At 74.6% G+C, this 25,889-nt stretch carries 26 protein-coding genes and 1 riboswitch; of the genes, 10 read left to right on the top strand and 16 right to left on the bottom strand.

Translation table 11 applies throughout. From position 1 onward, the window contains the following. Positions 1-34 precede the first annotated feature (34 nt). The 10 genes from ACWDRR_RS00340 to ACWDRR_RS00295 form a co-directional block, all read right to left on the bottom strand. Positions 35-1,018: an NAD-dependent epimerase/dehydratase family protein gene (locus ACWDRR_RS00340; RefSeq protein WP_449769915.1), complete on the bottom strand. Its 984-nt coding sequence runs from the start codon at positions 1,016-1,018 to the stop codon at positions 35-37. Positions 1,019-1,155: 137 nt separating this feature from the next. Continuing rightward, positions 1,156-2,202 (bottom strand): hemolysin family protein, encoded by a 1,047-nt coding sequence (locus ACWDRR_RS00335; protein WP_449769914.1) that lies wholly within the window; start codon positions 2,200-2,202, stop codon positions 1,156-1,158. After that, positions 2,199-3,539: a hemolysin family protein gene (locus ACWDRR_RS00330; protein ID WP_449769913.1), complete on the bottom strand. Its 1,341-nt coding sequence runs from the start codon at positions 3,537-3,539 to the stop codon at positions 2,199-2,201. The genes ACWDRR_RS00335 and ACWDRR_RS00330 overlap by 4 nt, the downstream gene beginning before the upstream one ends. 259 nt (positions 3,540-3,798) lie before the next feature. Next, positions 3,799-4,233, bottom strand: a complete 435-nt coding sequence (locus tag ACWDRR_RS00325; RefSeq protein WP_449769912.1) for a PH domain-containing protein — start codon at positions 4,231-4,233, stop codon at positions 3,799-3,801. 139 nt (positions 4,234-4,372) lie between these two features. Then, positions 4,373-5,221: an ATP phosphoribosyltransferase gene (hisG, locus tag ACWDRR_RS00320; protein ID WP_449769911.1), complete on the bottom strand. Its 849-nt coding sequence runs from the start codon at positions 5,219-5,221 to the stop codon at positions 4,373-4,375. Positions 5,222-5,272: 51 nt separating this feature from the next. Continuing rightward, on the bottom strand, positions 5,273-5,545 hold the full coding sequence (locus ACWDRR_RS00315) for a phosphoribosyl-ATP diphosphatase (protein WP_030306151.1): 273 nt from the start codon (positions 5,543-5,545) through the stop codon (positions 5,273-5,275). Between the two features lie 159 nt (positions 5,546-5,704). Next, positions 5,705-6,178, bottom strand: coding sequence for a 6,7-dimethyl-8-ribityllumazine synthase (gene ribH / locus ACWDRR_RS00310; protein WP_449769910.1), 474 nt, complete (start codon positions 6,176-6,178; stop codon positions 5,705-5,707). A gap of 37 nt (positions 6,179-6,215) precedes the next feature. Then, the gene (locus tag ACWDRR_RS00305) at positions 6,216-7,475 is read right to left on the bottom strand and encodes a bifunctional 3,4-dihydroxy-2-butanone-4-phosphate synthase/GTP cyclohydrolase II (RefSeq protein WP_449769909.1); all 1,260 of its coding nucleotides are present in this window, start codon (positions 7,473-7,475) and stop codon (positions 6,216-6,218) included. Next, positions 7,472-8,119, bottom strand: coding sequence for a nicotinamide mononucleotide transporter family protein (locus ACWDRR_RS00300; protein ID WP_449769908.1), 648 nt, complete (start codon positions 8,117-8,119; stop codon positions 7,472-7,474). Before ACWDRR_RS00300 ends, ACWDRR_RS00305 begins: the two co-directional genes overlap by 4 nt. Next, positions 8,116-8,778, bottom strand: a complete 663-nt coding sequence (locus ACWDRR_RS00295; protein ID WP_449769907.1) for a riboflavin synthase — start codon at positions 8,776-8,778, stop codon at positions 8,116-8,118. Before ACWDRR_RS00295 ends, ACWDRR_RS00300 begins: the two co-directional genes overlap by 4 nt. A 191-nt stretch (positions 8,779-8,969) precedes the next feature. Further along, positions 8,970-9,097, bottom strand: a riboswitch (FMN riboswitch). A 247-nt stretch (positions 9,098-9,344) separates the two neighbouring features. On the opposite strand from ACWDRR_RS00295, the gene ACWDRR_RS00290 reads away from it, so the two are divergent. Then, the gene (locus tag ACWDRR_RS00290) at positions 9,345-9,593 is read left to right on the top strand and encodes an SCO4226 family nickel-binding protein (RefSeq protein WP_449769906.1); all 249 of its coding nucleotides are present in this window, start codon (positions 9,345-9,347) and stop codon (positions 9,591-9,593) included. A gap of 58 nt (positions 9,594-9,651) precedes the next feature. Here the strand turns inward: ACWDRR_RS00290 and ACWDRR_RS00285 are convergent, their stop codons facing one another. Next, positions 9,652-9,957, bottom strand: a complete 306-nt coding sequence (locus ACWDRR_RS00285) for an antibiotic biosynthesis monooxygenase family protein (RefSeq protein ID WP_449769905.1) — start codon at positions 9,955-9,957, stop codon at positions 9,652-9,654. A gap of 128 nt (positions 9,958-10,085) precedes the next feature. Between ACWDRR_RS00285 and ACWDRR_RS00280 the strand changes: the two genes are divergently transcribed. Continuing rightward, entirely contained in the window at positions 10,086-10,781 is a 696-nt protein-coding gene (locus tag ACWDRR_RS00280; protein ID WP_449769904.1) for an MSMEG_1061 family FMN-dependent PPOX-type flavoprotein, read from the top strand. 128 nt (positions 10,782-10,909) lie between these two features. On the opposite strand, the gene ACWDRR_RS00275 is transcribed toward ACWDRR_RS00280, so the two are convergent. Next, entirely contained in the window at positions 10,910-11,125 is a 216-nt protein-coding gene (locus ACWDRR_RS00275) for a YegP family protein (RefSeq protein WP_449769903.1), read from the bottom strand. A 130-nt stretch (positions 11,126-11,255) separates the two neighbouring features. Here ACWDRR_RS00275 and ACWDRR_RS00270 point away from each other — a divergent pair, with 130 nt between their 5' ends. After that, the gene (locus ACWDRR_RS00270; protein ID WP_449769902.1) at positions 11,256-11,672 is read left to right on the top strand and encodes an HIT family protein; all 417 of its coding nucleotides are present in this window, start codon (positions 11,256-11,258) and stop codon (positions 11,670-11,672) included. 157 nt (positions 11,673-11,829) lie between these two features. On the opposite strand, the gene ACWDRR_RS00265 is transcribed toward ACWDRR_RS00270, so the two are convergent. Then, entirely contained in the window at positions 11,830-12,603 is a 774-nt protein-coding gene (locus tag ACWDRR_RS00265) for a GntR family transcriptional regulator (RefSeq protein ID WP_449769901.1), read from the bottom strand. 299 nt (positions 12,604-12,902) lie between these two features. On the opposite strand from ACWDRR_RS00265, the gene ACWDRR_RS00260 reads away from it, so the two are divergent. The 5 genes from ACWDRR_RS00260 to ACWDRR_RS00240 all read left to right on the top strand — a co-directional run bounded on the left by ACWDRR_RS00260 (position 12,903) and on the right by ACWDRR_RS00240 (position 21,114). Then, entirely contained in the window at positions 12,903-13,982 is a 1,080-nt protein-coding gene (locus ACWDRR_RS00260; RefSeq protein WP_449769900.1) for a glycoside hydrolase family 19 protein, read from the top strand. 156 nt (positions 13,983-14,138) lie between these two features. Next, positions 14,139-15,263, top strand: coding sequence for a serine hydrolase domain-containing protein (locus ACWDRR_RS00255; protein ID WP_449769899.1), 1,125 nt, complete (start codon positions 14,139-14,141; stop codon positions 15,261-15,263). Positions 15,264-15,398: 135 nt separating this feature from the next. Further along, complete coding sequence (locus ACWDRR_RS00250) at positions 15,399-16,583, top strand: thiolase family protein (RefSeq protein ID WP_449769898.1); 1,185 nt, start codon at positions 15,399-15,401, stop codon at positions 16,581-16,583. A gap of 291 nt (positions 16,584-16,874) precedes the next feature. Further along, positions 16,875-20,501, top strand: a complete 3,627-nt coding sequence (locus ACWDRR_RS00245) for a SpoIIE family protein phosphatase (protein WP_449769897.1) — start codon at positions 16,875-16,877, stop codon at positions 20,499-20,501. Between the two features lie 196 nt (positions 20,502-20,697). Then, complete coding sequence (locus tag ACWDRR_RS00240; RefSeq protein WP_449769896.1) at positions 20,698-21,114, top strand: nuclear transport factor 2 family protein; 417 nt, start codon at positions 20,698-20,700, stop codon at positions 21,112-21,114. A 45-nt stretch (positions 21,115-21,159) separates the two neighbouring features. On the opposite strand, the gene ACWDRR_RS00235 is transcribed toward ACWDRR_RS00240, so the two are convergent. The 3 genes from ACWDRR_RS00235 to ACWDRR_RS00225 all read right to left on the bottom strand — a co-directional run bounded on the left by ACWDRR_RS00235 (position 21,160) and on the right by ACWDRR_RS00225 (position 24,070). Further along, positions 21,160-22,227 (bottom strand): S-adenosylmethionine:tRNA ribosyltransferase-isomerase, encoded by a 1,068-nt coding sequence (locus ACWDRR_RS00235; RefSeq protein ID WP_449769895.1) that lies wholly within the window; start codon positions 22,225-22,227, stop codon positions 21,160-21,162. Further along, positions 22,224-22,976 carry an SDR family NAD(P)-dependent oxidoreductase gene (locus ACWDRR_RS00230; RefSeq protein WP_449769894.1) on the bottom strand — a complete coding sequence of 251 codons (753 nt, stop codon included), beginning with the start codon at positions 22,974-22,976 and terminating at the stop codon, positions 22,224-22,226. The genes ACWDRR_RS00235 and ACWDRR_RS00230 overlap by 4 nt, the downstream gene beginning before the upstream one ends. A gap of 83 nt (positions 22,977-23,059) precedes the next feature. Continuing rightward, complete coding sequence (locus tag ACWDRR_RS00225) at positions 23,060-24,070, bottom strand: pseudouridine synthase (RefSeq protein WP_449769893.1); 1,011 nt, start codon at positions 24,068-24,070, stop codon at positions 23,060-23,062. 126 nt (positions 24,071-24,196) lie between these two features. On the opposite strand from ACWDRR_RS00225, the gene ACWDRR_RS00220 reads away from it, so the two are divergent. After that, complete coding sequence (locus ACWDRR_RS00220; protein ID WP_449769892.1) at positions 24,197-25,288, top strand: PP2C family protein-serine/threonine phosphatase; 1,092 nt, start codon at positions 24,197-24,199, stop codon at positions 25,286-25,288. Between the two features lie 106 nt (positions 25,289-25,394). Next, positions 25,395-25,790 (top strand): DUF3224 domain-containing protein, encoded by a 396-nt coding sequence (locus tag ACWDRR_RS00215; protein ID WP_449769891.1) that lies wholly within the window; start codon positions 25,395-25,397, stop codon positions 25,788-25,790. Positions 25,791-25,889: the final 99 nt, after the last annotated feature.

Raw genomic sequence — 25,889 nt, 5'->3', positions numbered from 1 at the left:
CCCCGACCTCAGGCCCCGACCTCAGGCCCGGTTCTCAGGCCCCGAGCACCTTGGCCTCCCGCTCCGCGTCCAGGCCGACCACCGGCCGGTCCGGGCGCTGGGGGGCCGCACCGCCGATGGACCGCAGCCAGGCCCAGGTGTCCGCGACCGTCTCGGCGACCGGCCGGCAGCGCAGCCCGGCGGCGACCGCCTTGGCCACGTCGGAGCCGTGCAGGGTGTCGTGCAGCTCGCCCCGCGGGACCCAGACCGGCAGGTCGCTCCACGGTTGGATGCCGGCCGCCAGGATCGGGCCGGCCTCCGTCCAGCGCAGCTCCGCGTCCGAGCCGGTGGCCCGGACGCAGGCCGCCAGCAGCTCGCCCATGGTCGCGTGCCCCGGCGGGCTGACCAGGTCGTACGCACCGCCGAGGCCGGCCGCCAGGGCGTCCAGCGTCCAGCCGGCGAGGTCCCGGGCGTCGATGAACTGCACCGGCAGGTCGCGCGGGCCGGGGGCGAGCACCGGGCCGCCGCGGGCGATCCGGCCCAGCCACCAGGGCAGCCGGCCGATGTTCTCGTACGGGCCGAGGATCAGTCCGGCGCGGGCCAGCAGCGCCCGGTCGCCGAAGGCGTCCAGCAGCGCCAGCTCGCCACCGCGCTTGGCCTGCGGGTAGGCGACGTCGCCGGCGTCCGGCGAGCCCTCGACGACCGGCGCGCTCTCGTCCGCGCCGGCCGGGGTCGGGTACGCGTACACCGACCGGCTCGACACGTAGGCGTAGCGGCCGACCCGGTCGGCCAGCAGGCGGGCGCTGTCGCGCACCGCCGAGGGCGCGCCGGACCAGGTGTCCACGACGGCGTCCCACTCCCCCTCGGCGAGCGCGGCCAGACCGCCCTCGGCCGTCCGGTCACCGTGCAGGGCCCGCACGCCCGCCGGCGGCTGGTGCGTCCCCCGGTGGAAGACCGTCACCTCCCAGCCCCGCGCCAGCGCCTCCTCGGTCACGGCCCGACCGACGAACTCCGTCCCACCCAGCAGTAGCAGTCTCATGCCGACCACCCTGCCCAGTCGACGGCGCTCTGGGAACGGCCGCATGCTGAGAGCAGAATCGCCCAGGGCGGAACGGCCCGGAGTGGAACGGCGCAGAGCGGAACCGAGCGGCGCGGAACCGAGGCGCGGAACGGCCGTCAGGCGGCGGAGCGGTGGTCCGGGTCGTGCACCTCGCCGACCAGCTCCTCCACCACGTCCTCCAGCGTCACCACGCCCAGCGTGCGCCCGTCCTGGTCGAGCACGGCGGCCAGGTGGCAGGCGGCCCGGCGCATCGCGGCGAGCGCGTCGTCCAGCGGGAGCGTGCCGCGCAGCACGGTGATCGGGCGCCAGAGGCGGGCGGGCACCGGCGCCGACTGGTCGTCGACGTCCAGGATGTCCTTGAGGTGCAGGTAGCCCAGGTAGCCGTGGCCGGCCGGGTCTCCGTCGGTGACCGGGAAGCGCGAGAAGCCGGTGCGCAGCGCCAGCTCCTCGACCTGGGCGGCGGTCACCTTGGTGTCCACGGTGACCAGCTGCTCGGGCTTGAGCAGCACCTCGGTGACCGGCCGGCGGCCCAGCTCCAGGGCGTCCTCCAGGCGCTCCTGGCGGCCCTCGTCGAGCAGACCGGCGTCCCGCGAGTCGACCAGCAGGTACATCAGCTGCTCGGTGGTGAAGACCGACTCCACCTCGTCCTTGGACTCGACCTTGAACAGCCTCAGCACGCCGTTGGCGAAGGCGTTCAGGAAGACGATCACCGGCGTGAGCCAGCGGGCGAGCCGGTCCAGCGGCGGGCCGAGCCAGAGCGCGGCCTTCTCCGGCCCGGCCAGCGCCATGTTCTTCGGCACCATCTCGCCCATCACCATGTGCAGGAAGACCACCACGGCCAGCGAGATCCCGTACGAGAGCGGGTGCATCAGCGCGGCGGGCACACCGAGCGCGTGGAACGGGCCCTCCAGCAGGTGGGCGATGGTCGGCTCGGCGAGCGCGCCCAGGCCCAGCGAGCAGACGGTGATGCCGAGCTGGGCGGCGGCGAGCATCGCGGAGACGTTGGAGAGCGCGTGCATCACGGTGCGGGCGCGCTTGTTGCCGGCCTCGGCGAGCGGTTCGATCTGGCTGCGCCGGACGGAGACGACGGCGAACTCGGCGCCCACGAAGAACGCGTTGCCGAGCAGGAGCAGGAGGGCGACGGCCAGTTGGAGCGCGGTCATCGGGTCCCGTCCTCGTCACCGGAGCGCGGGCGCCCGGTCGTGCGTTCCACCCGCACCCGGCTGGTGCGGTGGCGGTCCACGGCCTCGACGGTGAACCGCCAGCCGGGCAGCTCGGCCTGCTCGCCCGGGACGGGCAGCCGGCCGAGCAGGTCCGAGACCAGACCGGCCAGCGTCTCGTACGGTCCGTCGGGGGCGTGCAGGCCGATGGACTCCAGCTGGTCGAGCCGGGCCCGGCCGTCGGCCGCCCAGACGGGCAGCCCGTGGACCGGCGGCAGCGGGAGCAGCTCGGGGGTGTCGGCGGGGTCGTGCTCGTCCTGCACCTCGCCGACGAGTTCCTCGACGATGTCCTCGACGGTGACGACGCCGGCGGTGCCGCCGTACTCGTCGACCACGATGGCCATCGGCTGGAGCCGGCGCAGCTGGTCGAGCAGGCGCTCGGCGGGGAGCGTCTCGGGCACCAGCAGCGGCGGCACGGCGAGGTCGCCGACCCTGACCAGACCGCGCCGGGCGGGCGGCACCGCGAGGGCGTCCTTGAGCGTGACGGTGCCGGTGACCTCGTCCAGGCTGTCGGTGTAGACCGGGAAGCGGGAGAGGCCGGTGGCCCGGGTGAGGTTGAGCACGTCGGCGGCGCTGGCGTCGCGCTGGAGGGCGGCGACGTCTATCCGCGGGGTCATCACGGACTCGGCGGTGAGGTCGCCGAGGCCGAGGGTGCGCACGAACAGGGTGGCCGACTCCTCGTCGATCGCCCCCGCCCGGGCGGAGTGCCGGGCGAGCGAGCCCAGCTCGGCGGGGGTGCGGGCGTGGCCCAGCTCCTCCTGCGGCTCGATGCCGAAGGCGCGGACGGTGCGGTCCGCCGAACCGTTCAGGAAGCTGATCAGCGGGCGGCAGGCGTGCGAGAACGCCGTGTGCGGGGCGACCACCGCGCGGGCGACCTGGAGCGGCCGGGAGATCGCCCAGTTCTTGGGGACGAGCTCGCCGATCACCATCTGCACCACGGTGGCCAGCAGCAGGCCGACGATCACCGCGATGCCCCGGGCGGCCCCGTCGGGCACGCCGACGGCGGTGAACACCGGCTTCAGCAGGACGGAGAGCGCCGGTTCGGCGAGCATGCCGACGACCAGCGAGGTGACGGTGATGCCGAGCTGGGCGCCGGAGAGTTCGAAAGAGAGGTGCCGCAGGGCCCGGGAGACCCGGCCGGACTTGGCGTCGCCGGCGGCGGCGGAGCGTTCCACCGCGCCGCGCTCGACGGTCACGAAGGCGAACTCGGCGGCCACGAACAGGCCGTTGGCGAGGATGAGCAGGAACGCCGCGAACAGCAGCAGCCAGGCGGTGATCACAGTGCCGCCTGCCTTCCGATGCGTGGAAGTCGGGCGGCGCAGGTACTACCGGACGGATCGTCCATGGACGGGGGGAGTCACTCCTCAAGTCGTTTCCGGCAGGGCCCGCTGTCAAATGGCATGGCTTTGCCCTGCTTTTTACCAGCGTAGACGATACCTGTGCGACTGTCGGCCCCCCGTTCGGACCCGCCAGGAGGGCGTGGCCGCGTGGCGGTTCGGCCGCTCCGGGGCGGCTCGGCGGGCGGGCCGCCCGACCGGCTCAGTGACCGCGGCGCTCGACCAGGTCGCGCAGCGCCCGGGCGTCCGCGATCGCCTGGGCCTTGCCGAGCCCGGACTGGATGCCGACCGCGGCCAGCGAGGTGCCGTCGGCCAGGTCGAGGGTCGCCCACGGGTCGCCCTGGCGGAAGTTGACCCGGACGATCTCGGCCCAGACCAGCCGGCGGCGGCGGACGAAGTTCACCACGGTGATGCCCTCGGCGTCGGCGCTCACCCGGGGCCGGGCCAGCATCAGGCCGACGCCGGCGAAGAGCAGGCCGCTGAGCACCATCATCAGCCGGTCGTTGAACTGCCAGCTCGCCGGGAGCGCGACGGCGATCGCGACGAACATCACGACCAGCAGCACGCAGACCGGCACCAGCACGGCCCGGGTGCGGCGCGGGGCCCAGGTGACGGGGAACTCGGCGGGGGTGGTCACGTGGGGTCTCCGGGGGTTTCCAGTCGGGGTGGCCGCCGGCGGGCCGGCCGCCGGCTGTCAGCGAAAGGGCGGGGGCGCCGACCGGCGCCCCCGCCCCCATTGAACCGCTGCTTAACTCCGCGCCTTCACGCGCGGTGGCTCAGAGACGGCAGGCGTGGATGTTGGTGACCAGGATGGCCCGGGCGCCGATGCCCCAGAGGTCGTCCATGATCCGCTGGGCCTCCTTGCGGAGCACCATCGAGCGGACGGCCACCCAGCCCTCGGTGTGCAGCGGGGAGACGGTCGGCGACTCCAGGCCGGGGGTCAGCGCGACGGCGGCGCCCACGTTCTCGGCGCGGATGTCGTAGTCCATCAGCACGTAGCGGCGGGCCACCAGCACGCCCTGGAGGCGGCGCAGGAACTGCTCGACGCCCGCGTCGTCCCCCGCGCCCTTCGGGCGGATCACCACGGCGTCCGAGATCAGGATCGGCTCGCCGAAGACCTCCAGCCCGGCGTTGCGCAGGCTGGTGCCGGTCTCCACCACGTCGGCGATCACATCGGCCACGCCCAGCTGCACCGCGGTCTCCACCGCGCCGTCCAGCTTGGTGACCGTGGCCTTGATCCCGTGGTCGGCCAGGTGCTGCTCCACCAGGCCGGTGTACGAGGTGGCGATCCGCAGCCCCTCCAGACCCTGCACGTCCTTCACGTCCACGCCCTCCGGGCGGGCGAAGCGGAAGGTGGAGCCGCCGAACCCGAGGGCCAGCACCTCCTCCGCGTTGGAGTGCGAGTCCAGCAGCAGGTCGCGGCCGGTGATGCCGACGTCCAGCCGGCCGGAGCCGACGTAGACCGCGATGTCGCGCGGGCGCAGGAAGAAGAACTCGACCTCGTTGTTCGGGTCGACGAGCACGAGCTCCTTGGGGTCCTTGCGCTGGCGGTAGCCGGCCTCATGGAGCATCTCCGCCGCGGGACCCGAGAGCGAACCCTTGTTGGGGACGGCGATGCGCAGCATGGAGGTCGGTTCCTTACCTGTTCGGGGTGGGGGTGTGCTTTTCGGGCCGGTTCAGAGGTACTTGTAGACGTCGTCGAGCGTCAGCCCGCGGGCGACCATCATCACCTGAAGGTGGTAGAGGAGCTGGGAGATCTCCTCGGCGGTCTGCTCGTCCGACTGGAACTCGGCGGCCATCCAGACCTCGGCGGCCTCCTCGACGACCTTCTTGCCGATCGCATGGACGCCCTGCTGGACGAGCTGCGCGGTACGGGAGGACGAGGGGTCGCCGGTGGCGGCCTTCTGCTGGAGCTCGGTGAAGAGCTCCTCGAATGTCTTCGAAGCCATGATGGACTCACCTTACGGCGTGCGGGCTTACAGGCGGTAAACGGTCCCGGACCGTGGACAGTCCTTTGGACGTCCACGGTCCGGGACCGTGCCGATGATCGGGCCGGTGCTCCGGCCAGTGGTCCGGCCGGAGCACCGGCCGGTGATCGGGTGCTGCGATCAGGCGAGCGACTTGAGGACGGCCGCGGTGGCGACGGCCGCCGTGACGGCCTCGTGGCCCTTGTCCTCGGCGGAGCCCGGCAGGCCCGCGCGGTCCAGCGCCTGCTGCTCGTTGTCGCAGGTCAGGACGCCGAAGCCGACCGGGACGCCGGTGTCGACGCTGACCTGGGTGAGGCCGACGGTGGCGGCCTGGCAGACGTAGTCGAAGTGGGGGGTGCCGCCGCGGATGACCACGCCGAGCGCGATCACCGCGTCGTAGCCGCGGTCGGCGAGACGCTTGGCGGCGACCGGCAGTTCGAAGGTGCCGGGCACCCGCAGCACGGTCGGCTCGTCGATGCCGAGCTCCTTGAGGGCGCGGTGGGCGCCGTCCAGCAGGCCGTTCATCACCTGGTCGTGCCACTGGGCGGCGATCACGGCGACCTTGAGGCCGGCGGCGTTGTCGATGGTCAGCTCGGGGGCTCCGTGGCCGCTCATGTGCTGTTCCTCTTTCGGGGGTCGTGACGGAGGTGGTTCAGGAGCCGAGGCCGGGCAGGTCGTGACCCATCCGGTCGCGCTTGGTCCGCAGGTAGCGCAGGTTGTGCTCGCCCGCCGGGGTCTCGACCGGCTCGCGGCCCTTGACCTTGAGACCGTGCTCGGTGAGCGCGGCGAGCTTCTCCGGGTTGTTGGTGAGCAGCGTGAGCGAGCGCACCCCGAGGTCGCCGAGCATCTGGGCGCCGATGCTGTAGTCGCGGGCGTCGGCGGGCAGCCCGAGGTCGAGGTTGGCGTCCACGGTGTCCCGGCCCTGCTCCTGGAGCTCGTAGGCGCGCAGCTTGTGGGCCAGGCCGATGCCCCGGCCCTCGTGGCCGCGCAGGTAGAGGACGACGCCCCGGCCGGCCTCGGTCACCTTGCGCAGCGAGGCCTCCAGCTGCGGGCCGCAGTCGCAGCGCAGCGAGCCGAACACGTCACCGGTGAGGCACTCGGAGTGGACCCGCACCAGCACGTCCTCGCCGTCGGGGAGGCGGCCGTCGGCGTCCAGGCCGCCGGCGACCAGGGCGAGGTGCTCGACGCCGTCGATGGTGCCGCGGTAGCCGACCGCGGTGAACTCCCCGTACGCGGTGGGCAGCGCGGTGACGGCGGCCCGGTCCACGTGGAGCTCGGTGCGGCGGCGGTAGGCGATCAGGTCCTCGATGGAGATGATCGCCAGGCCGTGCTCGCGGGCGAACGCGACCAGCTCGGGCAGCCGGGCCATGGTGCCGTCGTCGTTGACCACCTCGGCGATGGCGCCGGCCGGTGCCAGCCCGGCCAGCCGGGCCAGGTCGACGGCGGCCTCGGTGTGGCCGGGGCGCACCAGCACGCCGCCCTCGACGGCCCGCAGCGGGAAGACGTGCCCGGGGCGGGTGAGGTCGCCGGGCCCGGTGCCGGCGGAGGCGAGCAGCCGGACGGTCCGGGCGCGGTCGGCGGCCGAGATGCCGGTGTCGACCCCGTCGCGGGCGTCGACCGAGACGGCGTAGGCGGTGCCCTTGCGGTCCTCGTTGACCTGGGTCATCGGGGGCAGCTGGAGCCGGTCCAGCTCCGCGCCGGTCATCGGGGCGCAGATCACGCCGGAGCTGTAGCGGATGGTGAAGGCCATCAGCTCGGGGGTGGCCGCGGAGGCGGCGAAGACGATGTCGCCCTCGTTCTCGCGGTCCTCGTCGTCGACCACGATCACGGCGCGGCCGAGTGCGATGTCGGCGACGGCCCGCTCGACGGGGTCGAGCACGAGGTCGAGGTCGTCGGTCTGGTTGGCGGTCATGCCGTGGCTCCCTGCGGGACGGTGGCGGACGAGGTGCGCGGCTCACGGGTGCTCAGCCACCAGGAACGCAGGCCGAGCAGTACCAGGACGAAGTAGATCGAGTAGGTGAGGCCGGAGAAGGAGTAGCCGCTGTTGAAGGCGAGCGGGACGCCGACCACGTCGACGGCGATCCAGGCGAACCAGAACTCCACCCAGCCGCGGGCCTGGGCGACCATCGCCGCCAGCGTGCCGACGAAGATGTAGGCGTCCGACCAGGGGCTCCAGGACAGGCTGGGGTTGGCCAGGAAGAGCCAGGCCAGCGCGCCGGTGCCGAGCGCGGTGCCGACCACCAGGGCGGCCCGCTCGGGCCAGCTCGCGAAGCGGACGGCGATCCCGTCCGCCCCGCGCCGGCCGCGCCGCCACTGCGACCAGCCCCAGGCGGCCGTGGCGACCACGATCAGCTGCTTGCCGATCAGACCGGGCACGTGGCCGTTCAGGTAGGCCGTGATGAGCACGGCGCCGGAGAGCAGCTGCACCGGCCAGCTCCACACCGAGCGGCGCCAGCCGAGTGCGAGGCCGGACAGGCCGAGCAGGTTGCCGATCATGTCGGCCCACTTCACGTGCTCACCGAAGACGGTGAACGCTTCCCCACTGAGCCAGTTCACCGGGCTTCTCCGGCGATCGTCGAGGGCAGGGCGCGGGAGTCGAGCAGCCGCTCCACGTACTTGGCGAGGACGTCGACCTCCAGGTTGACGCTCTCGCCGACGGCCTTGGTGCCGAGCGTGGTCAGCGCGAGGGTGGCCGGGATGAGGCTGACGGTGAAGCTGTCGCGGGCGGCGTCGACCACGGTCAGGCTGACGCCGTCCACGGTGATCGAGCCCTTCTCCACCAGGTAGCGGGAGATGGTGGCGGGCAGCGAGAAGCGCAGCACCTCCCAGCGGAGGCTGCCGTCGGCGTCGCGCTCGCCGGGCTCGCGGGCCACCAGGGTGCCGGTGGCGTCGACATGGCCCTGGACGAGGTGTCCGCCGAGCCGCGCGCCGAGTGCCATCGCGCGTTCCAGGTTGACCCGGGAGCCCGCGGCGAGCTCGCCCAGGCTGGAGCGGTGCAGCGTCTCGGCCATCACGTCGGCACTGAACTCACCGGTGCCGGCGGCCAGTTGGTCGGGGGTGTCGACAACGGTCAGGCAGACGCCGTTGACCGCGATGGAGTCGCCGTGGTGCGCGTCCTGACAGACCACCGGCCCGCGCAGGCGGATTCGTGAGGAGTCGCCGATCTCCTCGATCGACACGACCTCGCCGAGCTCTTCGATGATGCCGGTGAACACCCGGGTTCTCCTCGCGCTTAGGGGCGCGGACTCCGGGGGGTGGCACGGGAGAGGACACGGACGGGCACGGGTGCGCGGGCCGACGGGCAGGACCCGTCGCCGGGCTGCCGCACAACCGCCGGGAGAGAGCTCTCCCGTCGCACACCTCCCCGAGGTCCACCGGGGGACCACGGGCACTGCTCTTCGTCCGCCGCGCACGCCTCCCATCCGGACTTTAACCGTCGGTCCAGGAATTTCACCTGGTCAACCGGCCGCTGGCTGCGGACGGGTCGCGGACTGTAACCGCCGGTTCGGATTTTCACCGACCCCGGAGTGCGCTGAACGTCACTGCTACTACTGACGTCATTGTGCCACGGTCCGCACGGGCCGAGGGAGAGGCTTCGGCTGTGGTCTGTTTCACGCGGAGGGCGGGAATGCGCGGGGGTGCGCGGGCGGTCCGCGCGGTGGCCCGCGCCGGGCGCCGGGCCGCCCCGTGGCCGCCCGGTGGCGGGCCGGGGTGCGGCGGGCGCAGGCTGGTGGTACACGGCCGGCACCGGCCGACCGGGACTCCTGGAGGTGCGAGGGCGATGGCCAAGTTCATGGACGTCCACCACGGCATGGCCGGAATCACCGGCGAGCAGCTGCGGATGGCCCACCAGGCCGATCTGGCGATCGAGGGCGACGAGGCCGTGCACTTCGAGCAGGCCTGGGCCGACCCCGAGTCGGGCACCGTCTACTGCCTCTCCGAGGCGCCGTCGAAGGAGGCCGTGCAGCGCATCCACGAGCGCACCGGTCACCCGGCGGACGAGATCCACCCCGTGCCGATCCAGGTCTGACACCGTCCGCCCCGGTCGACACCGTCCGCCCCGGCGGGCCCGGCGTTCCGGTACCGGCTCAGCCGGCCGGTACCAGGGTGAAGTGGCTGACCTCGGGCGGGTGCGCGAGGTAGCGCAGCTCGCCCTCCGACCAGACCGGCCTGATCCGCCACATCGGCCCCGCGTACCCGCGCAGGGCGTCCTCGTCGCGCCACCGGCTCAGCACCAGCACCCGGTGGCCGTCCTCTTCCACCGAGCGCAGCAGCTCGCCGCCCAGGCAGCCGTCCGCCCGCCCGAGCTGCGGGATCACCTGCGTGGTCAGCACCGCGCAGAACTCCTCGACGCACCCGGCCGTGACCTGTCCGGCCCAGATCCTGACGATCACGTCCACCACCTCCCGCGAAAGGCCCTGGCCCCATTATCTGCGCAGAACCGCTGGTGGGGAGGGGTCGGGCGGGGTCGCGATGAGAGCCGCGGTCCGGTGCCGGCGGCGCCTTCGCTAGATTTCGCGGTATGACCACCACACCGGAGACTGTCGTTCCGTCAAGCACCGGGCCCGCGGCGCCGGCCGGCCTGTTCGAGGCACTCAGCGCGAACGCGGTGCGCGCCGCGGCGGAGCTGCGGGAGATCTACGAGCAGCCCGGCGACCACGCGCGGCGCAAGCAGGTGGACCACATCCACGAGGTGGCCCGGAAGCTGATCGCCTGCTCCTCGCTGGTCTTCGTGGCGAGTGCGGACGCGGCCGGGCGGTGCGACGTGTCGCCGCGCGGCGGCCCGGCCGGGCTGGTGTCGGTCCTGGACGAGCGCACGCTGGCACTTCCGGACGCCACCGGGAACAAGCGGCTGGACACCCTGCACAACATCGTCGAGACCGGCCAGGTCGGGCTGATCTTCGTGGTGCCGGGCCGGGACACCACGCTCCGGGTCAACGGGCGGGCCTGCGTGTCCACCGACCCGCGACTGCTGGAGCAGCTGACGGCGGTCGGCAAGCCGCCGCGCAGCGCGATCGTGGTGGCGGTCGAGGAGGTGTACGCGCACTGCCCGAAGGCCTTCCTGCGCAGCTCGTCGTGGAAGCCGGAGAACTGGCTCGGCAAGGACGAGCAGCCCAGCTCGGCCGAGATCACCCTCTCCCACCTGCGGGATCCCGACCTGACCATCGAGATGATCGAACAGACCGAGCGGGAGTCGCTGCTCTACCGGTACGAGTAGGCGGGCCCGAGGGTTCCACCGCTGCGAGCGGGCGGGCCCGACGGTGCGGCGACGGGTCCCGGGGCCGCAGGGCCGCAGGGCCGCGCCGCGCGGCGGACCGGACGGGCCGCCGCCGACGCGGACCCGGCTCAGGCCGCGGCCTTGACGTCCACCACGCTCGCGTCGGCGGCCGCCCGCCGGACGGCGTCGACGCCCTTGTGGGCCGCCTCCTTGCTCGCATAGCCCTGGCCGGTGGCGACGATCTCGCCGTTGCCCGCCTTGAGCCGGAACCGGTACTTGCCCCCGGCGTCCTCGTAGACCTCGAACTTGCCCGCCATCCGGGCCACCTCCTCGACGGGGCGCACGGCGCGCCCCTCCAGCACCGTGCGCCCGCGCGTCCGGCCGCCGCACCCGGTCGACGGCCGGACGGGTGAAGCGGCGCAGCACCCGGCCCGCGGGGGTGCCGGGCGGGCGGCCGGTGGTTTGAATGGACGGATGGACTGCGTCTTCTGTGCGGTGGTGGCGGGCGAGGAGCCGGCCCACCGGGTCCTGGACGACGAGGCGGCGGTGGCCTTCCTGGACCGCCGGCCGCTCTTCCCCGGCCACGTGCTGGTCGTGCCGCGCGCCCACCACCGCACGCTGGCGGACCTCCCGGCGGCGGAGGTGGGCCCCTTCTTCCTGCGGGTGCAGCGGGTGGCCGCCGCCGTGGAGCTCGGGCTCGGGGCGGCCGGCAGCTTCGTCGCGGCGAACAACCGGATCAGCCAGTCGGTGCCGCACCTGCACGTGCACGTCGTGCCGCGCAACCCGAAGGACGGGTTGCGCGGCTTCTTCTGGCCGCGCCGGACGTACCCGGACGAGGCGGTCGCGGCGGCGGTCGCCGACCGGCTGCGGGCCGCGCTCGCCGCGTCCTGACGGTCCCGGCCGACCCGGTCCCCGGCCGACCCGGACGTCGGCCGCCCCGGACCTCGTCCCGCACCCGGTCGGTGGTCGCCGCCGGTGCGGCGCGGCCGCGGCGCGAGCCGGGCCGCCGGGGCGGGCCCGGCTCCGGGCCGGGGGGCGGCCGGAGCCGTCAGTCGGCCTCCAGCCGGGTGGTGAAGCTGAACCGGTCGCCCCGGTAGAGCGAGCGCACCCGCTCCAGCGGGGCGCCGGCCGTGTCCCTGGTCAGCCGGTGGAGCAGCAGCATCGGCAGCGCGGGCGGGGTGCCGATCAGCAGCGCCTCGCGCGGGGAGGCGAGCACCGTCTCGATCCGTTCGTCGGCCGCGCCGAACTCGATGCCGGCCTTCTCCCGGAGGAAGGCGTAGAAGGACGCCCCGGGGTCGAACTCGCGGTCCAGCGCGGGCACCCGGGCCACCGCCAGACAGGTGCTCTCCAGGCCGACCCGCTCGCCGTCGGCGAGCAGCACCCGCTCCAGGTGCCAGACCCGCTCCCCCACCGCGATGGCCAGCTGCCCGGCGAGCAGCGGATCGGCGGCGAACTGCTCCAGGCCGATCAGGTTGCGGCCGGGGATCCTGCCCTGGCGGCGGACGCCCTCGGTGTAGCTGGCCAGCGAGAGCGGCTGCTCCAGCTTGGGCCCGGCGACCACGGTGCTGCGCCCGCGCCGGCGGACCCGGCCCTGGATCAGCAGGTCGCGCAGGGCCTGCCGGAGGGTCTCCCGGGCCACCCCGAAGCGGGCCGCGAGGTCACGCTCGGTCGGCAGCACGCCGTCCTCGCCGAGCTCGTCGAGGAGCTCCTCCAACTGGCCCTTGACGGCGTAGTACTTGGGCACCCGGCCGTGTTCGGGGATGCCCGATCTGATCGGCGCGCCGGGGCCGGGCGGGGTGGCCGGCCCGGAGGTCTCTTCCATTCCGCCATCCTCGCAGACTCCGCGGCGCCGTCCGATTCCGGCCGAATTCGCCCCGAAGCACCGTCACCCCCTTGACAGGTATAGACCATTCCGCTTGAGTCTGGGGTCAACCCCGCACGGCCCGCACCGGCCCGTACCCCGGTCGGACCGCACGACCCCGGTCCGCCGGCACCCCGGCCGGACCGCGCCCGTCGGCCCGTCCCCCCACGACGCGCCGCCGCACCGCGGGGCCGAGGCTCCCTGCCACGACCCACCTGCATCCACGACCGTGCGGCCCCCACCGCACAAGGGGTGATCAAGTGTCAACGAAACGCCTGCTCGCACTGCTCTCCGCGATGGTGACGGCGCTGGCCGTCGTCCTGCTGCTGCCCGCCGCGGCGGCCAACGCGGCGGCCTGCGCCACGCCCTGGAACGCGTCCACCGCGTACACCGGCGGCGCGTCCGTCTCCTACAACGGGCACAACTGGTCCGCCAAGTGGTGGACCCAGAACGAGACCCCGAGCACCGCCGGCACCGGCGTCTGGGCCGACCAGGGCACCTGCGGCGGCTCGACCGACCCGACGCCGACCCCCGGCGGCTGCGCCTACCCGGACTGGGTCGCCGGACGCGCGTACACCACCGGCGCGATCGTCCGCTACACCAACGGCGGGTACTACCGGGCCACCCACGACAACCCGGGCTACGACCCGGTGATCAGCACCTGGTACTGGGAGCCGTACAGCTGCGGCCCGACCACGCCGACCACGACCCCCAACCCCGGCGGATTCCCGGTCAGCCAGGCGCAGTTCAACCAGATGTTCCCGAACCGGAACTCCTTCTACACCTACCAGGGCCTGCTGGACGCGCTCGGCGCCTACCCCGGGTTCGCCAACACCGGGAGCGACACCGTCCGCAAGCAGGAGGCCGCGGCCTTCCTCGCCAACGTGAACCACGAGACCGGCGGCCTGGTGTACGTGGTCGAGCAGAACACCGCCAACTACCCGCACTACTGCGACGGCTCGCAGCCCTACGGGTGCCCGGCCGGGCAGGCCGCGTACTACGGGCGCGGCCCGATCCAGCTGAGCTGGAACTTCAACTACAAGGCCGCCGGCGACGCCCTGGGCATCGACCTGCTGCACAACCCCAACCTGGTGCAGACCGACCCGGCGGTGGCCTGGAAGACCGCGCTCTGGTACTGGAACACCCAGACCGGCCCGGGCACCATGACGCCGCACAACGCCATCGTCAACGGGTACGGATTCGGCGAGACGATCCGCAGCATCAACGGCTCGCTGGAGTGCAACGGCGGCAACCCCGCGCAGGTGCAGAGCCGGATCAACGCCTACCAGTCCTTCACCCAGATCCTCGGGACCGTCCCGGGCTCCAACCTGGGCTGCTGACGCGGCACCAGGGGTGCTACCACCCCGGTACGCCCCGCCGCTCCCCCGGCACACCACGGGGAGCAGCGGGGCGTACACCTGTCGGAGGACCGGCGGGGGCCCGAATCATCGTCACGGCGGACGACCGGCACCGGACGGGCCCCTAGGCTCGAAGCCATGAACGACCTTGGCAGCCTTGTCCAGCAGACCGCCGACCGGCTCGCGACCCAGCAGGTCGGCGTGGTGGTCGCCGGACTGGCCGGTGGCGCGGTGGAGATCCGCGGCGCCGGGAGCACCACCGCCGGCCCGGCCGGCGACAGACCCGGCCCGCGGACGCTGTTCGAAATCGGTTCGGTGACCAAGGTGTTCACCTCGCTCGCGCTGGCGCGCCTGGTGCTGGCCGGCTCGGCCGAGCTCGACGAGCCGCTGGCCGACGTCCTGGCGGACGTGCTGCCGCCCGGCGCGAGCGTCCCCGCCAGGCGCGGTACGCCGATCGCGCTGCGGCACCTCGCCACCCACACCTCCGGCCTGCCCCGGCTGCCCGCCGGGATGCTGCTGCCGGCCCTGCTCCACCCGAACAAGCCGGACCCGTACCGCCACTGCACGCGCGAGATGCTGCTCGCCGGTCTCGGCCGGACCAGGCTGCGGGCCGTGCCCGGGCGCGGCTTCCGCTACTCCAACCTGGGCGCCGGGCTGCTCGGCCTGGCGCTGGCCCACCGGGCCGGCACCGGGTACGAGGAGCTGGTGACCAGGGAGATCTGCGAGCCGCTCGGGCTCGCCGACACGGTGATCGGCGCCGACGGGGAGCGGGCCGCCCGGCTCGCCCGGGGGCACACGCCCGGGCGCCGGCCGGTGCCCGGGTGGCAGCTGGCCGACCTCGCCGGTGCCGGCGGGCTCCGCTCGACCGCCGCCGACCTGGCGGTGCTGTTGCAGGCCCAACTGGCCTCCTCCACGGGCGGCGACTCACCCCTGGCACCCGCGATCGCCCTCACCCGGCAGGTGAAGCACAAGGTCAACCCCTTCGCCTGGGTGCACCTGGGCTGGCTGGGCCACCGGCTGCACCCGCGCCAGGGCGGCCACCTGCAGATCTGGCACAACGGCGAGACCGGGGGCTTCCGCTCGCTCGTCGCCTTCGACCCCGAGAAGCAGGTGGGCGTCATAGTCCTGGCCAACACCCGCCGATCGGTCGACCCCGGGGGCATCGCACTGCTGCGCACCCTGCAGAACAGCTACCCGGCACCGGCGGCCGGGCAGCAGGACGCCGACACCGACGCGGGCACGGGCGCCGACGGGAGGGAGTGACCGCGGGCACAGGCCCGCCCGGGGCCCTGATAGTTGGATTTCCAAACCCACGGCTCTATAGTGGGTTTGCCTTTCCAACTATCCTCCTGCCCCGGGCCGACCGCCCGGAGCCCCTCGCAGAGGAAGGCGGCCGTCATGCGTGACGCCGTAATCGTCGAAGCCGTCCGCACCCCCATCGGCAAGGGCAAACCGGGGGGCGCGCTCTCGGGCGTCCACCCGGTGGAGCTGCTCGCGCACACCCTCCGCACCCTGGTCGGACGCAGCGGGATCGATCCGGCCCTGGTCGACGACGTGATCGGCGGCTGCGTCGACCAGGTCGGCGAGCAGGCCATGAACACCACGCGCAACGCCTGGCTGGCGGCCGGCCTGCCGGAGTCCGTCCCGGCGACCACCGTGGACCGGCAGTGCGGGTCCTCCCAGCAGGCCGTCCACTTCGCCGCGCAGGGCGTGATCGCGGGCGCGTACGACCTGGTAGTGGCGTGCGGCATCGAGTCGATGAGCCGGGTGCCGATGTGGTCCAACGTGCCGCCCGGGGCGGACCCGTTCGGCGCCGCGATCGCCGCCCGCTACCCCGGCGGGCTGATCCCGCAGGGCGTCAGCGCCGAGCTGATCGCGGCCAAGTGGTCCGTCTCGCGCGAGGCGATGGACGCCTTCGCGCTGGACTCGCACGCCAAGGCCGCGCACGCCCACGCCGCGGGCTGGTTCGAGGCGGAGCTGGCCCCGGTCCCGACCGCGGCCGGGACCGTCACGACGGACGAGTCGGTGCGTCCGGGCAGCACGCCCGAGGCGCTGGCCGGGCTCCGGCCCGCCTTCGTCGACCCGGCCATGGCCGAGCGGTTCCCGCAGATCGACTGGTCGGTCACGGCGGGCAACAGCAGCCCGATCAACGACGGCGCCTCGGCGGTGCTGATCACCAGCGGTGAGACGGCCGCCCGGCTGGGCCTGCGCCCGCTGGCCCGGCTGCACTCCTTCGCGGTGACCGGCTCGGACCCGCTGCTGATGCTCACCGGGGTGCTCCCCGCCACCGAGAAGGTGCTCCAGCGGTCCGGGCTCTCCCTGGCGGACATCGACCTGTTCGAGGTGAACGAGGCGTTCGCCTCCGTGGTGCTGGCCTGGCTGCAGGAGACCGGCGCCGACCCGGCGAAGGTGAACGTCAACGGCGGCGCGATCGCGCTCGGCCACCCGCTCGGCGCGAGCGGCACCCGGCTGATGACCACGCTGGTGCACGCGATGCGCCGGCGCGGCGCGCGCTACGCGCTCCAGACCATGTGCGAGGCGGGCGGCCTGGCCAACGCGACCGTCCTGGAGGCGCTGGACTGACCGACGCCCCGCCCCGTCCCCCGAGCGGCCGGGCCGCCGGGGGACGGGGCGGGGGTGGCCGGGCGACCGGGCTGGGCGCGCTGGGCGCCCCGCCCGGCGGGCGCGGGCGGAACGCGCGGGGCGAACGCGCGGGGCGGTGGCGCGGGCCGCGTGGGAAGATGGCAGGGCTGGCAGAAACGATCTCCGGGCGGTTCTCTGGCCATGGTGAACGAGCAGCGGGATACCGGCGGGTCCGCGGAGCCGCGCCCGGGGCAACCGGGTACCGGGGGGTCGCGTCAGGACGCCCTGCTGATGGTCCCGATCGCGACCGCCCTGATCGAGGCGGACGGCCGGATCCTGCACTGGAGCAGCGACGCCGAGGCACTGCTCGGCTACAGCGCCGAGCAGGCGATCGGCTCCCTCGCCGCGCAGTTGCTGGCCACCGACGACCAGCGGCCCGAGGTCCTGGAGCTCTTCCAGGAGATCGTGGACGGCCGCGGCTGGTCGGGCGTCTTCCCGGTGCGGCACCGGGACGGCCACTACGTCAACCTGGAGTTCCGCACCCACCCGATCTCCGGCCCCGGCGGCAGTCCCCTGGTCCTGGCCGTCGCGTCCGACGTGACGACGCTGCGCCGGATCCAGGCGGACCTCGCCGTGCTGGACGGCTTCTTCACGCAGGCCCCCGTCGGCATGGCCGTGTACGACACCCGACTGGCCTTCGTCCGCCTGAACAACGCACTGGCCCGGGTCAACGGCCTGTCCGCCGAGGCGCACCTGGGCCACCGCCTCACCGAGGTGCTGCCCGGCATCAACGGCGCCGAGAGCGAGGAGGTGATGCGGCAGGTGCTGGAGACCGGCGAGCCCGTCGTGGACGCCCGCTCCCACGGCCGCACCCCCGGCGACCCGTCGCACGACCACGCCTGGTCGGCCTCCTACTTCCGGCTGGAGGACCAGGGCGGCGAGGTCCTCGGCGTCAGCTCCACGGTCATCGACATCACCGAACGGTTCCGCGCGGACGCCCGGGCCGCCCGCGCGCAGGAGCGGCTCTCCCTGCTCGTCGACGCCACCGCGTCCATCGGCACCACCCTGGACCTGCGGCAGACCGCCCGGGAGCTGGCCGACGCGATGGTGCCCAGGGTGGCGGACATCAGCGGGGTGTTCGCGCTGGAGGAACTGGCCGCGGGGCGCACCGTGGAGCCGCTCGACCCGGCCGTCCCGCACCTGGTGCGCCGGCTGGCGCTCGCCACCACCGACCCGCTCTACCCCGCCGAGGCGCTGCCGGTGGACTCGGTCTACGAGCTCTCGCCGGACTCGCCGTACGGGCGGGCCCTGGCCACCGGGCGGACGGTCGTGGTGCCGTCCTGGGAGCTGCCGCCGCTGAGCTCGGCGATCACCGAGAGCCGCCGCCAGGCGTACCTCGGCGACCGGCCGCGCTCGGTGCGGATCACCCCCCTGGTGGCGCGCGGCACCACGCTCGGCATGGTGGTGTACTCGCGGCGCGGCGAGCGGGAGTCCTTCGCCGAGGCGGACATCACGCTCGGTGACGAGCTCGCCTCGCGGGCCGCCGTCGCGATCGACAACGCCCGGCTCTACCTGCGCCAGCACCAGACGGTGCTGGCCCGCCAGCAGGCGCTGCGCGAGGCGAAGGCCGCGCAGGAGCGCCTCGCGCTGGTCAACGTCGCCTCGGCGCGGATCGGCACCACCCTCGACCTCGCCCAGACCGCGCAGGAGCTGGCCGAGGTCGCGGCACCCCGGCTGGCCGACACCGTGGTGGTGGAGGTGCTGGACGACCTGGTGCGCGGCGAGCGCGAGGCCCGCACCCACGCGGACGGCTCCGCCGTGCTGCGCCGGATGGCGTTCCACTCGGCGCACGGCTCGACGCTGGAGCCCATCGACCGCACCGGCGGGGTGCAGCGGTTCCGGCCCGGCTCGCCGTACGCGTGGAGCCTCGCCCACCGCAAGCCGGTGCTGGTGCCGCGGATGGACGAGGAGGGGATGGCCTGGTTCGCCGACGACCCCGTCCGCACCGCGGCCGCGAAGGAGCAGAACGTCCTGTCGTTCATGGTGGTGCCGCTGATCGCCCGCGGCTCGCCGGTCGGCGTCGCCGCGTTCTACCGGACGGTGGTCGAGCGCCCGTACGAGGAGGACGACCTGACGCTGGCCGGGGAGCTGGCGGTCCGCGCGGCCGTCTCGATCGACAACGCGCTGCTGTTCACCCGGGAGCGCGACGCGGCCGCCGCCCGCCAGCGCGCCCTGGACGAGGCGTGGGCGGCCCAGCAGCGGCTCTCACTGCTCAACGAGGCGAGCACCCGGATCGGCACCACGCTCGATCTGCACCGCACCGCCGAGGAGTTGGTGGAGGTGGTGATCCCGCGGTTCGCCGACTTCGTCACCGTCGACCTGCGCGACGCGGTGCTCGGCGGCGAGGACCCGAGCCCGGTGCCGGCCGACGGCTCGGTCCTGATGCGGGCGGTCGCCGTCGGCGAGGCGGGCGCGGACGGCACCATGGCGGCCGCCGCCGACCAGGTGGGCGCCACCTCGCAGTCCGCGCAGGTGTACGCCGAGAGCCTGCGCACCGGCCGCTCGATCCTGGTCTCCGAGGTGGACGAGGCGGCGCTGCGCCGGATCGTGGCCTCGCCGGACCGGGTGCAGCCGGGCCTGGACGCCGGGGTGCACTCGTACCTGATGGTGCCGCTGCTGGCCCGCGGCATGGTGCTGGGCGGCGCGGAGTTCCTGCGGACCCGCAACCCGGTGCCGTACGGGCCGGCGGACCGGGCGCTCGCCGAGGAGCTGGCCGCGCGGACGGCCCTCGCGATGGACAACGCCCGGCTCTACCGCCGCGAGCGGGACACCGCGCTCACCCTGCAGCGCAGCCTGCTGCCGCAGGAGATCCACCGGACGATCGGCCTGGAGATCGCCTACCGCTACCTGCCCAGCAGCGTGGTGAGCGAGGTCGGCGGCGACTGGTTCGACATCGTCCCGCTCTCCTCCGGCCGGGTCGCGCTGGTCGTCGGCGACGTGATGGGCCACGGCATCCGCGCCGCCGCCACCATGGGCCAGCTGCGCACCGTGGCCCGGACGTTGATCACGCTCGACCTCGACCCGGAACGGGTGATGCACCGGCTCGACGAGGCCACCGCGGAGATCGGCGAGGGCCAGTTCGCCACCTGCGTCTGCGTGGTCTACGACCCGGTGGACCGGCGCTGCACCGCCGCCTGCGCGGGCCACCTGCCGCCGGTGGTGGCCGACGCCGAGGGCCGGGCCCGGCTGGTCGAGCTGCCCCCGGGGGCGCCGCTCGGCGTCGGCGGAGTCCCCTTCGAGAGCGTCGAGTTCACCCTCCCGGAGGACGGCATCCTGGCGCTCTACACGGACGGCCTGGTCGAGCGCCGGGGCCGGGACATCGACGAGGGCCTGGAGCTGCTCTGCCGGACCGTCGCCGACCGGCACCGCTCCCTGGAGCAGACCTGCGACGCCGTGCTCGCCGAACTCACCGGCCGCACCAGCGAGGACGACATCGCGATCATCCTGGCGCAGGCCCTGCCGACCGGCACCGACCGGATCGCCACCCTCTCGCTCAGCGACGACCACGCGATGGTCGCGCACTCGCGCCGCTTCACCCGGGAGACGCTGACCGGCTGGGGCCTCGGCGCGCTCGCCGACTGGGCCGAGCTGCTCACCAGCGAGCTGATCACCAACGCACTGGTGCACGCCGGCTCCCCCGTCCAGCTGCGGCTGTTCCACAACCGGCTGCTCACCGTGGAGGTCGCCGACCGGGACAGCGAGTCGCCCCGGATCCGGCGCGCCCGGGAGGAGGACGAGGGCGGGCGCGGCATGCACCTGGTCAACGAGCTCGCGCACCGCTGGGGCAGCCGCCGCACCCGGGACGGCAAGGTGGTCTGGTTCGAGCTGGAGCTCCCACCGGGCGCCGCGCCGCGGTAGAGCCCGTCCCCGAGCGCCCGCACCGACGGGGGAACCCGCCCCGACCTGGTACGACAACCGGTGCTTGTCGCCGCTCCCGCGCGGTTGTTGGCCCACCCGGGCGGCCGGTTGCTTGGCTTGGTCCCGCAGGACGCCGGACGGCGCACCCGGGCAGCCGGCCCGGGTGGCCGCGCCGGACCGGACCCGAGGAGCCCCCGTGAACCAGCTCGCCCCCCGCGCCGTCGTGGAGCGCTACGTCACCGCCATCGCCACCGGCGATCTGCCCACCGCGGCGGCCTCGTTCGCCGAGGACGCCACCTGGTCGTACCCGGGCGACCTGCCGCTGTCCCGGGTCTGGCGCGGCCGGACCGCCATCGTCGAGGACTTCCTGGGCTCGGTGGGCACGCTGTTCGCGCCCGGCAGCGCGCTGGACGTGACCCTGACCGGTCTGCTCGCCGACGGCCCGCAGGTGGTCGCCGAGTGGACCGCGCGGGGCACGGCGGCGAACGGCGCCGCGTACGACAACCAGTGCCTGGGCATCTTCACCGTCGAGAACGGCCTGATCACCGCCGTCCGCGAGTACCTCGACACCGAGCACGCGGCGCGCACGCTGTTCGCTCCGGCGGCCGGCTGACGACCGGTCGGCGACCTTGCCGGCGACGGTGCCGGGGTGGCCGGCCTAGTCGGGCAGCAGCAGGTTGACGTCACCGAACTCGTGCCACAGGTAGCGTTCGCGGACCGCCGCCGCGTAGCAGCGTTCGAGCAGCGGCCGGCCGGCGACGGCGGCGAGCATCAGCAGGTGGGAGGCCCGGGGTTCGTGCCAGCCGGTGAGCAGGCCGTCCACCGCGCGCACCCCGCGCTCGGGGGTGACCACCAGCTCGGTCCAGCCCTCGGCCGCCCGGACGGTCCCGTCCGGGCCGACCGCCGACTCCAGGGCCCGGACGGCGGTGGTGCCGACCGCGATCACCCGCCCGCCGCCGGCCCGGACCTGGCCGACCAGCCGGGCGGTGGCGGCCGGCACCCGGAACCACTCGGCGTACGGCGCCTCGTGCGCCTCCGGCGAGGCGACACCGGTGTGCAGCGTGATCGGCGTGACCAGCACGCCGCGCCCGGCCAGCCGGGCCACCACCTCGGCGGTGAACGGCCGTGCCGCGCTGGGCATCTCGCTGCTGCCGGGGGCGGTGGCGAAGACCGTCTGATAGGCCTCGATCGGCCAGTCGCGGTCCACGTACCCGTACCGGATCGCCTTGCCGTGGCGGGCCAGGTAGTCCGGCAGCGGCTCGGACAGGGCGAGTCGGGCGTGCCAGAGCCGGGGCGTGAACGCCTCGACCAGTTCGGCCTCGGCGCCGGCCGGCAGCTCCACCCGCAGCCCCGGGCGGGCCGGGGACTCCTCCGGCGGCCAGTAGGCGGCGGCCGCGCCGGGGGCGGTGCGGCGCAGCTCGACCAGGAACGCGCCGCGCCGGTCCGGCCGGGCCGGGGAGAGGTGCAGCGCGACGGGGGTGCCGTCGGGCAGCCGGCCCGGCAGCGCGGCGGGCAGGGTGGCCGAGTTGTTCACCACCAGGACGTCCCCGGGGCGCAGCACCTCGGGCAGGTCGGCGAAGCGGCGGTGTTCGACGGTCGCCCCGCTCCGGCGGCCGACCAGCATCCGCACGCCGTCCCGGGTGCTGCCGCGCGCCTCCGCCGGGGCGCGGGCGGAGAGTTCGGGCGGGACGGTGACGTCGATCCCCGGGTCCGTGGCTGCCGTCATCGCCCGGCCCGGGCGACGGCCGGCAGGTGGGAGGCGCGGTAGCGGCCCGAGGCCCGGCTGCCGGCCAGCAGGCCGAGCAGGGCGGGCACCACCGTCTCGGGGAGCGGCTCGTCGGAGATGTCCTCGCCCGGGCAGGCGTCCTGGTACATCCGGGTGCGCATGGTGCCCGGGTCGACCGCCCAGACCCGCACCGCCTCCTCCTCGCGGGCCAGCACGGCGGAGGCCTGGTCCAGCGCCGCCTTGCTGGCCCCGTAGCCGCCCCAGCCCGGGTAGGCCTCGACGGCCGCGTCCGAGCTGATGTTCAGCACGGCCCCGGCGTGCGCGCGCAGTTGGGGCAGCACGAGCTGGGTGAGCGCGATCGGCGCCAGGGCGTTGACCTCGAAGGTCTCCAGCAGGTCGGGCAGCGGGACGTCGGCGAGACGGGGCAGCGGGACGTCCGTCGTGTCGGAGCCGTTGAGCGTGCCGGCGTTGTTGACCAGGAGGTGTGCTCCGCCGAGCCCGGCGGCGGCCTCGACGAGGCGGGCGCGGTGGGCGTCGTCGACGACCGAACCGGCCGGCGCGACCACCGTGGTGACGGCGGCCAGTTCGGCCTCGACGGCGGAGAGTTCGGCCGCGTCGCGGGCGGTGATCACCAGGTGCCAGCCGTCCGCGGCGAGCGCCCGGGCCAGTGCCCGGCCGAGCCCGCGCGAGGCGCCGGTGACCAGGGCGACGGGGGCGGCGGATCCTGCGGTGTTCTGCGGTGCGTTCATGCCACCACGATCGCTCCGGCCCGGTCCGGTCCGGATCGGCCCGCAGGCCGGGGGGCCGATCGTCCGTTCGGCCTAGGGCAGGCCTAGGCCGCCGGACCGAGGCCCGGGCCGGGCCCCGGCCCCTGGTCGGAGGCGGGCCGGCCGGAGGGCGCGGGCTCCGCCCAGGACTGCGGCTCGGCCCAGGCGGCCAGCGTGCGGCGGGTCTCGAAGCGCCGCGGCAGACCGGTCAGCGGGTCGGTGAACTCGACCACGGAGGCGAGCAGTTGCAGCGGCCGGCGGAAGTCGTCCGGCGCCGGCTCGGGCAGCACCACCGGGTACACCGGATCCCCCAGGATCGGCACCCCGAGGCCGCTCATGTGCAGCCGCAGCTGATGGGTGCGCCCGCTGAGCGGCCGCAGCCGGTAGCGGCCCAGCCCGTCGCGGTGCTCGACCAGGTCGATCCGGCTCTCGCTGTTCGGCGGGGCGTCCAGCTCCTGCGCCGCGATCACGCCGCGCTCCTTGACGATGTGGCTGCGCACCGTGCGGGGCAGTGCGAGCGCCGGGTCGTAGGCCGCCACGGCCTGGTACTCCTTGCGCACCAGCCGGTCGCGGAACAGCGTCTGGTAGGCGCCCCGGTCCTCGGGGCGCACCACGAACATCGCCAGGCCCGCCGTCAGCCGGTCCAGCCGGTGCGCCGGGCTGAGCGCGGGCAGGTCGAGCCCGTGCCGCAGCCGGGAGAGCGCCGTCTCGACGACGTGCCGGCCGCGCGGGGTGGTGGCCAGGAAGTGCGGCTTGTCGACGACCACCAGGTGGTCGTCCCGGTGCAGCACCGCCAGCTCGAACGGGACGGGGACCTCGGCGGGCAGGTCGCGGTAGAGCCAGAGGTGCCCGGCGGGGCGGAACGGCTCGTCCGGCCCGATCGGGCCGTCCACGCCGACGATCTCGCGCCCGCGCAGCAGCGCGTCGATCCGCTCCGGGTCGACGGTCGGCAGCCGCTCGGCCAGGTAGGCGCGCACCGTCGGCCACGGCCCCTCGGCCGGCAGCCGCAGGTGCACCGGATCCACCCCCCGGCGCTGCGGGAGGGGTGCGGTCGGTGCCTTGCGCTTGCGTCTCATCTCGCGGCCAGCCTAACCGGGCCGCCGCGGCGGCCGGAGCCGCCGGACGCCCGAGGTGCCGGGGGCCGCCGGGCCGGTGGAGAGTGGACATGGAGGCCCCGCCGCCCGCCCACCGGAGGTGTCCGTGTGACCACAGACGGCCCGCACGACGCGCTGCCGCCGTTGCGCCTGCCCCGGCGGACCAGGAGGCTGCTCAGCTGCGCGTTCCTGCTGCTGGTCGCCGCCGTGGTGGCCGATCTGCTCTCCGGGCCGGGGACGACGCTCTCCCCCGTGCTCGCGGTGGCGCCGATGCTGGCGGGGGCGACCAGCCGCTCGGCCCGGGTGCCCCTGTTCGCCGGGGCGGTCGCCACCGCCGCCGTGGCGCTGCTGGAACTCAGCAACAGCGGCCTGCCCACCTCCGTCCACCTCGCCGCGCTCATCACCGTCCTCGCCGCCACCCTGGCCAGCGCCGCCAACGTCGTCCTGGTGTCGGCCCGGGAGCGCGAGCTGACCCAGGTCAGGACGGTCGCCGAGGCGGCGCAGCGGGCGCTGCTGCGCCCGCCGCCGGAGCGGCTCGGGCCGCTGCGGGTGGCCGTGCGGTACGCCGCGGCGGCGGCCGAGGCCCGGATCGGCGGGGACCTCTACGAGGTGGTGGACACCCCGCACGGGATCCGGATCCTGCTGGGGGACGTCCAGGGGCACGGCCTCCCGGCGGTGGAGACGGCCGCGGACGTGCTGGGGGTGTTCCGGGAGGCGGCCCGGACCGAGCCGGACCTCGCCCGGGTCGCCGAGCGGCTGGACGCCGCGCTGGCGGGCCGCCGGGTCAACGAGCGCTTCGCGACCGCGTTCCTGCTCGACGTGGAGCGCTCCGGCGGGCGGGCCGGCTTCGTCAACTGCGGGCATCCGCACCCGCTGCTGCGCCGCGCGGGGCGGGTGACCGAGCTGGAGCCGCCGCAGCACGCTCCCCCGCTGGGCCTGCTCGGGCTGATCGGCGGGCACTACCGGGCGGGCGGCTTCGACCCGCTCCCGGGTGACCTGCTGCTGCTCTACACCGACGGCGTCTCGGAGGCGCGCGACGCCGCGGACCGGTTCTACCCGCTGGCGCAGCGGCTCGCCGCGCTGCCCGCGGCGAGCCCCGAGGCGGTGCTGGACGCGCTGCTCGCCGATGTCGGCGACTGGCTCGGGGACGCCGGGCCGACCGACGACGCGGCGCTCCTCGCGCTGCGCTGGGAGACCTGACCCGCCGCGGCGCCCGCCGCCGGGGGCGACTGTCGGTGGCCCGTGCCAGGCTGTGAACGCGACCGGCGGGGCGCCGGCCGAGCAGCTGCGTCGAGGGGACACGACCATGGGCCGGAGCACGGGCGGATCGTTCGAGCTGACGAGTTTCGAACCGGAGGAGACGGACGAGCAGCCGGGCGCGACGCTGGGCCGGGTCCGGATCACCAAGACCTTCACCGGCGGTCTGACCGGCACCAGCGTGGTGCGGATGCTCTCCGTGCTGGACGGCACGGGCAGCCCGGCCGCGTACGTCGCGGTGGAGCACTTCACCGGCGAGCTGGACGGGCGGAAGGGCTCCTTCGTGCTCCAGCACGCGGCGCCGGACGGCCGGGGCGAGCGGCTCGCCATCGGGGTGGTGGCGGGCACCGGGGCCGGGGAGCTGACGGGCATCACCGGCACGTTCGAGCTGTCGATCGACGACGAGGGCGGGCACACCTACGTGCTGGAGTACGAGCTGGGCTGACCGTACCGGGGGCGCACCCGGCCGGCGTCCGCGCGGCGCCCGGCCGTTCACCCGGGCCGCTGTCACGATGATGCGATCAGTGCACGATCGACATCGGAG

The organism is Kitasatospora sp. NPDC003701, assembly GCF_053587085.1.
This window is presented reverse-complemented; position numbering and strand designations above follow the sequence as displayed.

What these genes read in the sequence shown, in the direction of transcription:
- ACWDRR_RS00335 (WP_449769914.1), bottom strand. Translation starts at nt 2,202, where the DNA reads ATGACCGCGCTCCAACTGGCCGTCGCCCTCCTGCTCCTGCTCGGCAAC.
- ACWDRR_RS00245 (WP_449769897.1), top strand. Translation starts at nt 16,875, where the DNA reads ATGGTCCCGATCGCGACCGCCCTGATCGAGGCGGACGGCCGGATCCTG.
- ACWDRR_RS00235 (WP_449769895.1), bottom strand. Translation starts at nt 22,227, where the DNA reads ATGACGGCAGCCACGGACCCGGGGATCGACGTCACCGTCCCGCCCGAA.
- ACWDRR_RS00305 (WP_449769909.1), bottom strand. Translation starts at nt 7,475, where the DNA reads ATGACCGCCAACCAGACCGACGACCTCGACCTCGTGCTCGACCCCGTC.
- ACWDRR_RS00230 (WP_449769894.1), bottom strand. Translation starts at nt 22,976, where the DNA reads ATGAACGCACCGCAGAACACCGCAGGATCCGCCGCCCCCGTCGCCCTG.
- ACWDRR_RS00250 (WP_449769898.1), top strand. Translation starts at nt 15,399, where the DNA reads ATGCGTGACGCCGTAATCGTCGAAGCCGTCCGCACCCCCATCGGCAAG.
- ribH (WP_449769910.1), bottom strand. Translation starts at nt 6,178, where the DNA reads ATGAGCGGCCACGGAGCCCCCGAGCTGACCATCGACAACGCCGCCGGC.
- ACWDRR_RS00290 (WP_449769906.1), top strand. Translation starts at nt 9,345, where the DNA reads ATGGCCAAGTTCATGGACGTCCACCACGGCATGGCCGGAATCACCGGC.
- hisG (WP_449769911.1), bottom strand. Translation starts at nt 5,221, where the DNA reads ATGCTGCGCATCGCCGTCCCCAACAAGGGTTCGCTCTCGGGTCCCGCG.
- ACWDRR_RS00255 (WP_449769899.1), top strand. Translation starts at nt 14,139, where the DNA reads ATGAACGACCTTGGCAGCCTTGTCCAGCAGACCGCCGACCGGCTCGCG.
- ACWDRR_RS00225 (WP_449769893.1), bottom strand. Translation starts at nt 24,070, where the DNA reads ATGAGACGCAAGCGCAAGGCACCGACCGCACCCCTCCCGCAGCGCCGG.
- ACWDRR_RS00315 (WP_030306151.1), bottom strand. Translation starts at nt 5,545, where the DNA reads ATGGCTTCGAAGACATTCGAGGAGCTCTTCACCGAGCTCCAGCAGAAG.
- ACWDRR_RS00280 (WP_449769904.1), top strand. Translation starts at nt 10,086, where the DNA reads ATGACCACCACACCGGAGACTGTCGTTCCGTCAAGCACCGGGCCCGCG.
- ACWDRR_RS00265 (WP_449769901.1), bottom strand. Translation starts at nt 12,603, where the DNA reads ATGGAAGAGACCTCCGGGCCGGCCACCCCGCCCGGCCCCGGCGCGCCG.
- ACWDRR_RS00340 (WP_449769915.1), bottom strand. Translation starts at nt 1,018, where the DNA reads ATGAGACTGCTACTGCTGGGTGGGACGGAGTTCGTCGGTCGGGCCGTG.
- ACWDRR_RS00270 (WP_449769902.1), top strand. Translation starts at nt 11,256, where the DNA reads ATGGACTGCGTCTTCTGTGCGGTGGTGGCGGGCGAGGAGCCGGCCCAC.
- ACWDRR_RS00215 (WP_449769891.1), top strand. Translation starts at nt 25,395, where the DNA reads ATGGGCCGGAGCACGGGCGGATCGTTCGAGCTGACGAGTTTCGAACCG.